This window comes from Pseudoalteromonas arctica (genome assembly GCF_012927645.1).
GTDB classification, from domain to species: domain Bacteria; phylum Pseudomonadota; class Gammaproteobacteria; order Enterobacterales; family Alteromonadaceae; genus Pseudoalteromonas; species Pseudoalteromonas arctica_A.
Genome location: NZ_JABBMT010000007.1, coordinates 122,998 through 136,649, shown reverse-complemented (window position 1 = coordinate 136,649; position 13,652 = coordinate 122,998). Strand labels below are relative to the sequence as shown.

Below are 13,652 nucleotides of genomic sequence, written 5' to 3'. Positions count from 1 at the left end.
GAAAGTGGTATTGGCTTTATAAAATTGAATTACTAGGAGTACAAATTGGAAATTAAGCTATGGGAAGGCGGACTTCAAGAGCAAGAAGTTATAGCTATTGAGAAAATAAAAAATACATTTAAAAACAAAGAAGCTAGCAAAGGAAAACTCCAAGGTGGTTCTCTTCGTGAGCAGTTGAGTGGCTTGAAAAATCCAATGTACCCTTGGAAGGGCTATGCTGGCTTTAGGTTTGTTCAAGATAAGTATGAAGGTGAATTTGATTTACTTATTATAACGCATTGCAATGTACTTATTGTTGAACTAAAAGACTGGAACTTTGGAGAAATCACATTTAGTGGTGATAAATGGTTTAAGAACAATAAAGATATGGGCCGCTCTCCGGTTAGCGTCACTCGTAATAAAAAGTTTAACTTAGATAATAAACTCAAGAGATTAAGGCATAAATTTTCAAATAAGGGATTTACTCCCCGAGTTGATTTTTTTGTTGTGATGACAGGTAATGCTGGTTACTCAAAGTTGCCCGAAAGTGAATTGAAACATGTGATCAGCCTAGAGCAATTTCTTGAATTTGCTGATGAAAGAAAATTTGGTAATGAATTTAGGCCGCACTCTAAAGCTAAAGTTTTAAACAAAGACTTTGCCGTTTTCGATCAATTGATCATCGGTAATCAAACAGCCCCTAAGCAAATTTCAGTTAATGGTTACAAGGCAGAGGAAGAAATATTTAAACATCCTAAAGGTGTTTATAAAGAGTTTGTAGGCTCATCTGAAGTATCTAGCCAAGATCAAGCATTAATCAGAATGTGGGACTTTAACAAACTAGAAGGTACAGCTGCCTCAACTCCGGAAGGCCGGTTTAAAATGGTTTCTCGTGAAAGGGAAGTATTGCAGTTTATCAAACACAACGATCACCAACTTTACCTACAATGTTTGAGATCGCTGACCACGATAGAAAAAGAACAAGTAACCACAAAATTTAATGAGGTTTATGAATTACCTTCAAGTCATCAACGTTTAAACCAGTTTATAGGTAAGTATCTCAAAGACTTTTCAGAACAAGATCGTTTAAATATTATTAAGTTGCTCGTTGCTAAATTTGCCGATTTACATGAAATTGAAATAGCCCACAGAGACTTGGGCGATCATAGTCTTTGGATCTCTCCAGCCAAAGAAGTCGCTTTATCTAGTTTCATATCTGCATACCATAAACCCCAAGGTACGGTTGGTGATTACCGAGATAAGTTATCTGTTACATCTCAAGATATGGAATCAGAGCTTTCCCCATACCGACAAGACGTTGTTTCATTAATTCAAATTTGTTGGCATATTTTTATCGGAGAAAGGGTTTCTGAAGATAGTTTATCTAATTTTGAAACAAGCTTAAAAGACGATGAACACTGGATCTCAAATATACTTTACCAAGCATTAGTGGGTACTGAAGCTCCAAATGCTTGTAAGCTTTTTGAATTAATAAAACAGCAAGAGCCTAAATCTGAAGAAGTAAAAATCTTTGATAGTTCACAGTTTGAGAGATTTACTCATAGTATTTCTCACTATAAACAATACCGTGAAGATGATGATTATTTTGTGGAAAACGATGAGAAGGAGGTATACCTCTCAAACGGTAATCTTGTTAAGGTTTGGCTGAATGTGTCACCTAACAATGAACAGCAATACTTTAGTTTTGAATTGCTTAATTTTTTCAAAAAACTAGACAAGCTTTCGAGCTTATCACCTGATTATATTCCTAAGATCTTCGAATATGGTTTAGCAAAAAAATCATCTTCATTGTATTTAGTTACTGAGTTTATAAATGGAAAAACGTGGTCTGAAAATCATTTAGAAAGTGTAAAACCGGACTTGTCAGAATTACTGGGATTAAGAAGAGATAATAATCCCTTCCAATCTAAACTTGTTAATTTGGCAAAAGAGCTGGCTCGTTGTGTAGAGCATCTACATGGCTTAGGTTTATCACATGGAGACCTACATCCAGAAAATGTTATTGTTGTAGAAGAAGCTGAAGAGTTTAAAGTATACCTGATAGACTTCCCTGATTTTTCTTTTGGGGAAAAAGAGAATAAGAATCATCAGTACAGCCCAGATCATTTAGATAATGTATCTGCTTCTGTAAGAGATAACTTTGCCGTTATTAAAATGATTGCCGAATTGTTGAATATTAAATTTGGTGAAAAATCTGATAAGTTGCCTGAAATAGCGGCCGCAATAAAGTTAGAATTAGAAGACCTAAATGGGGGGTTTACTTCTTTATCTCGCTTTAAATCTTCATTTGATCAACCTTCTGCAAGCGAAGATTTAGTTGAAGTCTACATAAAAGGAATTGATGAAGTTATCGATATTTTTCCTGACAATGGAAAGCTATACGTATATTTTGAAAAATCAAATCAATCTGATACTGATCTATTTATTCATTTTAGTGGCATAGGTGGCGTTTTTAAAGCCATATACAGCTCAAGCGAGAAATCTTTTTTTCATGGTTTAAGGCCCATCGTAAGGGATTCAATTCGTATTCAGGATATTGACAATAGTACCTTAATTATTGACTTTCCAATTAGGTTAAAACCTAGTGAACGAAACCAGTTTAGAGCGCTGAATACTAAGCTAACCACTTTAGACGCCTTTAATCGAGCAATCGAAAATAAGCTACAGGAGATAAAAGAAGCAAATAAACCTAAGTTGGTCAGTGAAGTACAAGATAAGGAAGTTCTTAGTGAGGTAACTGAAGTTAGTTCTCCCAAAGTTAAAGCCAATATAGCAACACGAGAACTTTGGAAAGCAATTATTAAGACTGAGACAGAGTCTCATCCATATATTGAATTAGTTTCAGAACCAGTAACTGATAAGAACAATTCTGATCAAGTAAGGCTGATGTATAGCTCTGATACAGATGTATTGGGAGGTTTTAACTCAACCGATATTGTAGAAGCAATTCAAATATCAAAGGACAAGGAAGTGAAACTAGGTGAGGTTGTTTTAAAGCACTGTAGCCTTAATGAAGTTCGTCTTAGTAAGTTGTCGTTTAGAGCAAGAAATTTAAACTCAGGTGAATTGCTCTATTTCAGAAGCAAACAAGATAAAGCTTCATTTCGTAAAAGAAAAGCAGCTTTGCAAAGGTTACTTGATAAAGAAGGAACTATTAGTAACTTGGTTGACTTGTTTGACCCTAAATGTGAAAGCAATGCAACTAATTACAATATTGAGGTAACACCAACAGATTTTAAGCGTTATGACCGAACTGATGATCATGGAACTGAAATATCGCTAAATCAACGTCAACGCGATGCTTTTCAAAAGCTAGTGAGTTCAGGTCCGCTCTCTTTATTACAAGGGCCTCCTGGGACGGGTAAAACGGAATTTATAGCAGCTTTTGTTCATTATTTAATTGAAAAGCAAGGTGCTCAAAAAATCTTATTAGTAAGCCAATCTCATGAAGCTGTAAATACTGCGGCAGAAAGAATTAGAAAGCACTGTAGCCGGCTAAAGACACCAATTGATGTAGTTAGATTTAGTAATCGAGAAAAAGCCGTATCTGATGGTTTGAAAGATGCTTACTCAAATTCAATTATTACTGAAAAGCGTGAGATGTTTAAAGCGGAGGCTAAGTATAGAATAGCCGCGATGAGTTCAGAGCTAGGTATTCAAAAGCAATACCTGGAGCTTTTAGTTGAAGCTGAGCTTAAGTTATTCTCAAAAATAGACCAATACTTATTGCTACAGCTAGATATCGAAAGTCAAAAACTAGAAAAAGAAGAAAAAAGTGAGCTGAAAAAATATCTAGGTGAACTAGAAGTAACAATAAAAGATGTATTGGACAATAAATTTGCTATATCAATTGAAAGTGATGACTTTTCTAGTGTTAAAGGGTTAGTTGTTAGTTCACTTAATGAAAGGTTTTCTATCAATCCATCTGAATCTAAACGAGCGTTAGCGTTAACAAAATTAGCAAGAGATAAGTTAAGAGTACTTGAAACGGATCGAGTCAACTATGATGAATTCCTTGCTCGGTCTAGGCATTTAGTTACCGGTACTTGCGTTGGGATTGGCCAAAACCATATTGGTATTCATGAAAACCAATATGACTGGGTCATAATTGATGAGGCGGCACGCTCAATTTCAAGTGAGCTAGCAATTGCGATGCAATCAGGTAAACGTGTTTTACTAGTTGGAGATCATCAGCAATTGCCACCTTTGTATTCAGATGCACATAAAAAAGCACTTGCTCAAGAGTTAGGGATCCCTGGAAATAAAGAACATTTTGATGAAGTGTTACGAAGTGACTTTGCTAGAGCTTTTGAAAGCTCATATGGAAGTCAAACCGGCGCTCGTTTATTAACTCAGTACCGAATGGCACCCCCAATAGGTAATATTGTGTCTGATGTGTTTTATAATAGTGAACTGGAAAATGGTGATCGTAATATCCCTGAAATTTATCACTTAGCTCCTAAATGTATTTCTAAAACTGTTACTTGGTTGGATACGTCAAACTTAGGAAAAGGCGCTTATCATAACTCTGATCGAGGTGTTTCGATATATAACCGTAGTGAAGCAGATGCAATTATTAAGCTACTTAAAGAGATATCACAGGAAAGTGATTTTGTAGAGGCATTATCAAAATCGGTTAAACCTGATGAGGCACCTATAGGTGTAATTTGCATGTATGGTGAGCAAAAGCGAATTTTAAGAAGAAAATTTGGCGAAGAAAGCTGGACGGATGCCTTTAAATGCCTAGTGAAAATAGACACTGTTGATAGTTATCAGGGTAAAGAAAATCGAATTATTTTGTTATCAATTACGCGTTCAGATAGAGATCAATCAACTGGCTTTTTAAGAACCCCAAACAGAATTAATGTTGCTCTATCACGTGCTATGGACCGGCTAATTGTTGTAGGGGATAAACGAATGTGGAGTGGGCGTAATGCTAAGTTACCGCTAGGTGAAGTATTATCAAAGATAGAGGCTGATAATGAAGATAGCCAAGTATTTGATGTAAAAGCGCTTCAAGGAGTTAGAAGATAATGGAAGAGTCAAAAGTTCAATATAATGAGGTTGATTTTTTAATACCAACTCAAAAGTTTAACATACGCTTTTCATACGTAACTAAAAAAGGGTTGCCATTTATACGAGAGTTCGTACTGAGGTTGTTACATATAACCCCCGTTAAACCTGCAAAGCTAAAAGAGTTTTTTGACTTTAATGAAAAAGAGTTAGAAGAAGTTGTGAATGATTTAGTAGATAAGGGAGATTTATCGGTATCTGAAGAAGGCGACTTGAAGCTTACAGAGCAGGCTAAAGGTTATTTTGATGATATTGGATCTCAGCCAACATTATCTGCCGTGTTAGATAACTCTGAGTCATTAACATATGAGATTATAGGTTTTAATTGTTTAGGGCCTAAACACAAAAATTCAACTTGGAAAAACGGTATCGCATTAAAGGCAGATATAGAGAAAGTATCTCAAAGTGAAAGCGTTGTTAATAAAAAGTTCCAACAGGAGTTTTTTCAGTATTTAGATAATGGTTGGATGCCATTTCTAACTCAAGATGAAAAGTCTAAGCCGTCTATTTACTCAATAGACTTAATTAAAAAAGTCGGTCAAGGGCCTACAAGGTTAAATATTAATTTTGAGATTGATGTTGACGGTACACCTGTTGAATATGATAGCCCAGGTGCATTCACTGATAACTCTCAGGTTGAGATATCTATAGGTCAGAAGTTGAGTGAGATGTCTTTTACACCCAACTTAGAGTCTGTTGTTCAATCTATGATGGCATTTGATGATAAAGATACTATCAAGTATTTTTCATCTTCTTCTATAGATATTGCCAATTTAGTACTAGATAAAAATAAGGGAATTCAAAGTAAAGGGAAGCGTATTCCTGTTTTTGGACAAATATATTCTGATGCATCGTCCCAATTAATAGCTGAACAGCTATCAAATTTTAATAAGTACTTAAAAAAGTCTAAAAAGTTTGAACCTAGAAAATTTATTTGGGTTAGTCCTACTAACAATGCTTGGGCAGCTAGCACCAAAGCGTCAAACTTTTGGAATACTATTGAAGAGCATTCGTTAATATCAGACGGAAAACAAAAACAAAGAGCATTTACTCCTGAATTGTATTTACCTATATCAGATAAAGGTGATCGCCGTACAATTAGTAAATGGATAATGGAATTTGGGAAAAAAGAAAGTTTATATGGGGTAGCGGAAGGTTTTTTGAATGGAAATACTGAAGTTGTTGTCCTTGATGGTGTATTTGCTTATGTAAATTATCATGTGGTGCTTGCCGATTATACACCGCTACCTGTTCCTATAGGATACTTTACTACTGAACCTAAAGTGATTTCGAGCATAATGAAGTTAGTTAATGATTATGTGAATGGGATTTCTTCTTTTGATAACCCAAATAAGTTTGGAAAATTAACTGAGTTGTAAAATTAAAGTGTAATATTACAGGTTGGTGTATTACACCTTTACATGTTGAAATGGCTGATATGGCAGCCAGTGACCACAAAAACGAAGCGCAAGCCCATTTAAAATTTAAAAAGACTTCTTAAGTAACGAATATGCTGTGGATGCTTCGGTACTTATGGAGACTTTTAGTGCCTGAAGAAAAATCACAATATGAAAAAATACTTAAACGACAAGCTCGCCGTTTAGCTAATTTTACTGAATGTAAACTTAATCAGGCACAAAGGACTATCGCGATAGACTTTTATGGGTACAAATCTTTAAAGGACTTAAAGCTAAGTCTAGAGAATGGATTGGCAACCCCGGACACAACTAAACTTCTTGAGTTTGATAAGAGCACTGAATGCTTGATAAGTCTTCAACGAAGCTGGGAAAGAATTAATACCGCGTTTGATGAAGTTGATTACCTTACAAGCTTTGATCGCACAGAAGTTATTGCCAGTATTCTTAATGTGCAGCCTGAAGAGTTTAAAAACCTAATTAATCCTGAGTAACTTTTTGCGATTTGTATTCGATTAAAAATTACTATATCTATTTACAAGTAAAATGTCGTGATGAATAAATAAATGTATATTTTTATCTAGTTAATTGTTTAATATAGCCTAGAGGCTTACGGGAAGCCTGCGCCTACTTTTTATAACGGCGAAGTCGACGCACCCGAACAATTTGTAATATTAAAAATGAATAAGCGTTTAGTAGGCCTTATTTATTTAAGGATTATTATGAATTGTGCCTATTGCAATAGCCCAGTTTTGTCTGGTGTAGCGTTAAAAAAATATCAAAAGTCATTTCCTGACGTTTTTTATGGAGAGTCTCTCCCCATAGGCCGCTCAGTCTTTTCTTGTTATAACCCAAGTAAATATGAAATATCCCATAGGCTTTTCAAGTTAAGCCAAATCTTTCGGGGTGAGTCTATCTCTGATATTGCTAGTGAAGTTAATGTATGTCCTGGAAGCATCAATTTTAGCATATCGATTGGCGCAGCTAACCCTAAGGAATACTTCGACTACGTTAGCTCTGATGACTCTTTGCGAAACGTTAATCTTAACAAGCTAGCAAAGCCATTTTTTGAATCAGAAACAAGTTACTTTAAAGCGATTATTAATGCTATTTACGAAGAGTTAGATGAATATGATATTCAATTAACTCAAGCAGATATCTTAAGTACATGTAAGTTGGATAAAGGTGAATACTACCGAATAATAAGGGATTTTCTTGGTATTGACTTGGATAGCTTTAATATCAACCTTGACGATCACATTGGTTACGACTTATATCAGGCGTTTATGTCTAAACCTGAAAGAAGAGAGTATGAAGATATGAAACGAGAATTTGGTTTTAAAATAACAAATGAGTTGTAGCAGGGGGTCTTGAGTTTGTTTTTCTAGAAAGTGAGTAATTTTCTCTCGGTAGAAGACGAATTGCTCACTTTAGGCACCAGCTGTCAGATCAAATATGAACTCGTTCATTTCAACTTACTCGGTAATTGGTAAGTTGAATATTTACTGCCTACTGTATTTAAGTCATTACTTACTTTTCAAGTAATCTAAAACTACTTCGTGGTGGTTCTTAGTTTTGAACTTATTGAACACATGCTCAATGTTTCCTTTTTCATCAACAAGGAAGCTAGTCCTGACAACGCCCATGTTTTCTTTACCCATGAACTTCTTTAGTTGCCATACATGGTATTTTTCACAAACAGCATGGTCTTCATCTGCGAGTAAGGTGAAATTAAGTTCTTGCTTGTTGGTAAAGTTTGTCAGCTTTTTTGGAGTGTCTGGGCTAATGCCAAGAACAATGACATTAAGTGCGTCTAATTCAGCCTTAGAATCACGGAGGCCTTGTGCCTGTACCGTACAACCAGGAGTGCTTGCACGAGGATAAAAGTAAACTAAAGCTTTTTTTCCTTTTAACTCTGATAATGTTACAGGGTTGCTGTTTTGATCTAAGAGTGTAAAGTCAGGTGCTATTTGACCAACTTCAATTGCCATAATATTTTCCTTTTGATTATTGGGTAAACAAGAGACTTAAGGCGTGCTCTTTATAATTTTTTATGCCCACAGTGGAAGCGTAGTTCAACGGGCGATGATTCGTGCCAGTAATTTATCTAAACTTGCCTTCGATTATATTATCAGGCCTAGCAGAAACTACTTTATCCATTGCCTTTTCACGTTCTTCAAATGGTATCATATCCATTAAGCGTTGTACTATTCTGATATGTTTAGCTGCCTGAACTTGAAGAGCTTTCTGGTGATTTTTGGATTGCTTATAGTATGTGTTTTTTAATTTGTTAGCTTGGGTAGTTTTTTTCTTTTGTTCTTTAAGCTTTTCTTCCAATAAATCACTAGTTGACTCGGCTGTAGGGCTTTGTTCAACAATTATGTCCAGAGACTTTTTAGCTATCATTTTCTTTATATCGTCGTAATTACGAAGTGCTCCAACAGATAGGCTCGCTTCTATCTCTACAGTGTAGTTATTTATTTTTAGCCTTCCTTCTTTAGCTTTTTGCTTGTTCTCTGAAACTTCAGGCGTACCTTGGAGTAGTCTGCCTAATGCATCAATAAGTCTTTTTTCCGTTCCTTGTGTCATACTGTTTCTCCTGTAAAAGGGATAAGTAAATCTTGTACTGCTTTTGGCAAAACAATAGGTTCATAATCAAAGTTTAAATCACTCATGATGCGTTCAGCAGCTGTTATCTTAATATATGCCTCTGATGCCGTCCGAGGGGTTAGCTCATCATGTTCAATGTCCCATAACATATTAATTTCAGCTTCTTTTCTTTTTGCTTCTGCAAAAACAGCATCGACAATGAAATCATTTTTACAATCTACACATTCCATTAGGTTAACCTGTGTTCTTAAACTGCAAGCTGTAGATGTGCAATAAACGCCAGGTGCAACAGCATGGATATGACGTTTTTGCTCTCTAATTTGTTTGATCCAGTAGTTTAAAGAAAGCATGTCATTATTCACTTTATCTTTAAATAAATTACGGGGTTCTTTGCTCATGTTTTTCGCAAATTCTTTGCCTTTACCACCTGCAACTCGCTCTTTATTTGCAAGTTTTTTGTAAATTTTTAGATATATCTTGGCTTTTTGAAGAATTTTTTCTTCGTCATAAGCATTGGCTAAGTTTTGTTTGTGCTTTCGAAACTTCTGGAATTTACTTGCGTTTTTAGCGTAATGTCTCGTCATTGCTAGGGATACATGGCTAAATTGTTGCTTTAATTGAGGAAATGAAAGTAGTTCATATCCAACGAGGTAATAGGCAAAAGATCTGCGTAGTTGGTGCCCTGTAAAATAGTATTTTTCATCAAGGTTGAAGGCTTGTTTAGGGTCGGATATTTTTAGATCGATAATGTCTTCATTAGTTAAATTGAGTTCTTCACTTAAAATATCATTAAACCAACCTTGAGAATGCCTATTCAAATCCTTCTTGTTAATGGCACTACAATCATCTGTAACCTTGTGAAAGAATTCTGTACTTTCTGGGTGTCGTTTTCTAAGGGGCTTATGTAATTCATTGAGTATTTCATATGCTTTCTTGCCTACTTCTGTTGTTACAAACTCATCTTGTTTTGACTGAATGCCTTTCACGGTTTTTGAAAGCTCTGTATGAATTATATAAATAGTCTGTTTTGATATTACTTCTGTTGTGCAGCCTTGAGTAGTATTAAGCCTGTGTAATTCATCTGCACGCAAGCCACTACGTGACATTAAACCCCATAAACACCCTCCGTTTAACTCTTTAAAAAGAGATTGGGCTTCGTTTATACCTGTTATCTTTTTACCAAGCGATGTTAAGGTTAAAGTAGGGCTGAATCTATGTATCGAATCAGTTTTAAATTCAGGTTTATGAATTTTAAGTAAGGCAGTTATCCCACTTTTTTTGGGGGAGTCCATTAGTAAAAACTCTTCTTGAAATATGCCTGTTCGCTTCCTAGCTGCTTTATTTGATTTACCCAAATACCACCTAACTTTTCCGTTTAATAACTTCGAGTCATTGCTGCTTAGGTATTTAGCATATTTTAAATACAGCTTGTCATAATAGGTTGCAATATATTCCCCTAAATCTGCGAGCTCATCTTTTATCGGGTAAAGTTTATAAATTAGCTCTTCAGACTTTTGCAATCCAAGATAATAAATTCGTTGAGGGATTACAGTGTGTTGCTCTGGTTCTAACAATGCTAGTTTAAAACTACTGGCACTTAAACGTTCTTCAATTGCCACATGAAACGGTAAACCTATTTCTTCAGTGAAAAGCTTATTTAACCCCTCATAAATCGAATTTTGTTTAAAATTTATGTTTGTAGAACCAGTAAGAATCAAAGTTTCTACGAGCTCAGAGTTGATGCACGCAAAACTGTTGTATCCGCTTTGTATAATGTAAGGGATTATTTTTTTTATATTAGTAACTGTTTTGTAGATAGTATTAAAAGAGTGATCTTGTGGTGATATCCACATCATCTTTAATGCTAGAGATTTCAGTTGGTTTCTGAGGTTACGCTCGATTACTTTGCCGTTTAATGTGAAATCTAGCGTCTTTTTAGCTTTGGAGTTTGGGTCAAAAAAATCTTGTAGCGTTTTCCATGCCTCATTATCACCGACTTTACCAAGTGATTTACCTGTAATACTAAACCCAATATCAAGGAGTTCAAACTCATCCCAGTTACCACGTTCAATAGCTGGCTTTAACACATCATGGAGGTAATTTTTATATGCGCCCACGTTTTTTTGAGCTTCTTTGATAGACTCTAATCGAGCAAGATCAGTAAGTTTTATCATATTTAAGCCCTAAAATTGATGTATAGATACAATTGCATGATCAACTGAAACTCTTGGGTGGCGACCATTTTTCTTGAATAACTTCATAGCTTGCTCGTAAACATTAGAACTTGCCCCATTTAAGATGTACTCAAAAGCTTCTATTTTTTCGAATACTTCTTCTTTTGCATTGGGAAATTGGTTTAATGCGTCTTTTAATACATCAATGAAAGAAATTAGCTTATAAATAGCTTGAACCTCGTCAACTGCTTTTGCTGATTTACATATGTAACATTTGTCATATTCAGTACAAGCTAAGTTTGCCCCTATAGCATTATTTGTTTCACGTTGAGTATTTTTGCCGTCAGGAATATCTTGTTTCCCGTTACAGTTTGTACCGTTTGGGTTCGTTTTAGCTTTTTTCTTTTGCCATTCATCATAAGATATCATTGGGATTTTAAATTTATTGGCGACTTGTTCTTTGGCTTCTTCAAGGGCTTGGCCTTTCGCTATTTTTTCTAAAACTTGCATTCCTTGTGAGAGAATATTTTTATTTAGATTTGAATCACCATTAGCGTAATGCTTGTTTATTGTCGCAAGAGTATTTTGAAGAGCGGCTTGAACTCGTGAGATGTTGTTATCGTCATACTCCTGTGAGCTAGTCATTTCTCTCCAACGGCTAGATTGCAGTGAAATAAAGTAATCATTTGGTGCTATCGCCCATTGTGTCATGAGGTTTGCTGATATTGGGTTTATATCGTCCCAATCCTTTGGGGAACTACCGCCACTTCCTCGTCTAAGTAGCAGTCGTTCATAATTTTTAGAGGCTTGCTTATCAGCTAACTCGTTAGCAAATTGTTCAATATCTCGGAGAATTTCAATATCAGTCACTGGAATTATAAAGCTACCAGTATTCCCATCTCTATATTTAAATGAAATAGCTATGTCGCCGTTCTCATCTTTTTTTGAATAAGTTAGCGGAAGTAGAATGCCTTTTAAGGGTAAATCTGTATAACAGGATAAAATACAGTAACTGGCGTTAGTTGTACCCTGAGTCGCTTTAGTCTGACTGGTTGTTGAGTGGACTATTTTACTAGTCACGACTCTTCCCAATGTGTTCACAGTTGTTTTTAGGCTAATAAATTGCTGGTTACGATACGTATCAAACAGTTCCTTAAACCAACGAATAACAGTTTTTCTATATGGCGATAAAAGGTTTAATTTTAAAGCTAAGTGCTTGTTCATGTCAGTAATATTAAATCTATCACTTTCTTGATTTTCACTGTTTAAAAAGAACAATAGTTCAGAGTATTCTTCACCATTACCATAAAGCTTTGATAGTTTTTCCAGCGTTGTTATGAACTTAACCCCATCTCTTTTTTCTACATCAAAATTAACGATTGATTCATCTATATCATTTGAGAGTAGGGCATCAACTTCTTTATTAGCTCTAGCTTTAAAGCTAGATACTTTGACTGTTTTTAAGCTTTTATCTCGTTCATCGGTATGCACCTCAATCGGGTGTGCAATTGACCGAACATTAGTGTCATTTAAAGAAGTAAAAAAGCACATTAAATGATATGCAGCTCCCATTGCCATGTTAAAAGCTGCCACTGACCTTACGGAAACGGTTTTTTGATCTTTAATACTCTGTTTGGTTTCTAGAGATGTTGGTATAGAAACAAGCTCGGCATAGCCTTCCAAGTTGACGGTTACAAGTAACTTTTCAGGCAAAGTTAAATTTTCTTCCTTTGCTGCAATTAGTTGAGGAGCCAATGCGAAAAATAAATCACTCAAACGAGTAACTAAGATTTTCTCTTCGGTATCCGAATACCCTTTAATTGAGTTTTGCTGATCATTAAAGCCTCTGTGCTGATTTCTCCATATATCAGAGTCTAAACCGCACCATGATAGAGCTTTTCTTAGATCTGAAGCTATTACTCCAGCAGTTGATTCTTTTATGCCCAGCTCTTCACCATCTGATCTTTGCCATAGCTTTTTAGAAGGTTGATAAATTTTGATACGATGCCTTAATTCACCATCGTTCCCAAGATACTTAAGGTAGCCAGCTTCTGTAAAAGGGTCTACATCTACTGCATCACAAAAGCGAATATAAGCATCTAGGTTTTTATAAAATGCTGTTACGGCTGTTGCGGACTTACCGTTGGCAACATATTGCTTAGCCATATCACAAAATTTACGAATATAAGGTATCCGGCTCTCAATTTTGGTATTCGCTTTATTTTTCCTTTGGTATATTAAGTGGGAAACATCGAGTTCTCTTATTTTTTTATATTTTGTGCGCCGTGTAGGAATAGTAAAATGTATAGGCACAACATTATTGGAGTTTCTTACATGGTTGGCTTTTTTTGAGCCTTTAGCAAGTGAGCTTTTTGCCATG

Annotated in this window: 8 protein-coding genes; 4 read left to right on the top strand and 4 right to left on the bottom strand. The window is 35.4% G+C overall.

All coding sequences use genetic code 11. The features are described from left to right. Positions 1-45 precede the first annotated feature (45 nt). From HHO47_RS06875 to HHO47_RS06860, 4 genes are all read left to right on the top strand, one after another. Positions 46-5,034: an AAA domain-containing protein gene (locus HHO47_RS06875; RefSeq protein WP_211183634.1), complete on the top strand. Its 4,989-nt coding sequence runs from the start codon at positions 46-48 to the stop codon at positions 5,032-5,034. After that, on the top strand, positions 5,034-6,452 hold the full coding sequence (locus HHO47_RS06870; protein ID WP_169019622.1) for a hypothetical protein: 1,419 nt from the start codon (positions 5,034-5,036) through the stop codon (positions 6,450-6,452). The genes HHO47_RS06875 and HHO47_RS06870 overlap by 1 nt, the downstream gene beginning before the upstream one ends. 167 nt (positions 6,453-6,619) lie before the next feature. Further along, on the top strand, positions 6,620-6,982 hold the full coding sequence (locus HHO47_RS06865) for a hypothetical protein (protein WP_169019621.1): 363 nt from the start codon (positions 6,620-6,622) through the stop codon (positions 6,980-6,982). 228 nt (positions 6,983-7,210) lie between these two features. Next, complete coding sequence (locus HHO47_RS06860; protein WP_169019620.1) at positions 7,211-7,849, top strand: hypothetical protein; 639 nt, start codon at positions 7,211-7,213, stop codon at positions 7,847-7,849. Between the two features lie 165 nt (positions 7,850-8,014). Here HHO47_RS06860 and bcp read toward each other — a convergent pair whose 3' ends face one another. From bcp to HHO47_RS06840, 4 genes are all read right to left on the bottom strand, one after another. After that, on the bottom strand, positions 8,015-8,482 hold the full coding sequence (gene bcp / locus HHO47_RS06855; protein WP_432651931.1) for a thioredoxin-dependent thiol peroxidase: 468 nt from the start codon (positions 8,480-8,482) through the stop codon (positions 8,015-8,017). A 109-nt stretch (positions 8,483-8,591) separates the two neighbouring features. Next, positions 8,592-9,077, bottom strand: coding sequence for a bacterioferritin comigratory protein (locus HHO47_RS06850; protein ID WP_169019618.1), 486 nt, complete (start codon positions 9,075-9,077; stop codon positions 8,592-8,594). Continuing rightward, positions 9,074-11,272, bottom strand: a complete 2,199-nt coding sequence (locus HHO47_RS06845) for a site-specific integrase (RefSeq protein ID WP_169019617.1) — start codon at positions 11,270-11,272, stop codon at positions 9,074-9,076. The genes HHO47_RS06850 and HHO47_RS06845 overlap by 4 nt, the downstream gene beginning before the upstream one ends. A gap of 9 nt (positions 11,273-11,281) precedes the next feature. Further along, on the bottom strand, positions 11,282-13,651 hold the full coding sequence (locus HHO47_RS06840) for a hypothetical protein (protein ID WP_169019616.1): 2,370 nt from the start codon (positions 13,649-13,651) through the stop codon (positions 11,282-11,284). Position 13,652 lies beyond the last annotated feature (1 nt).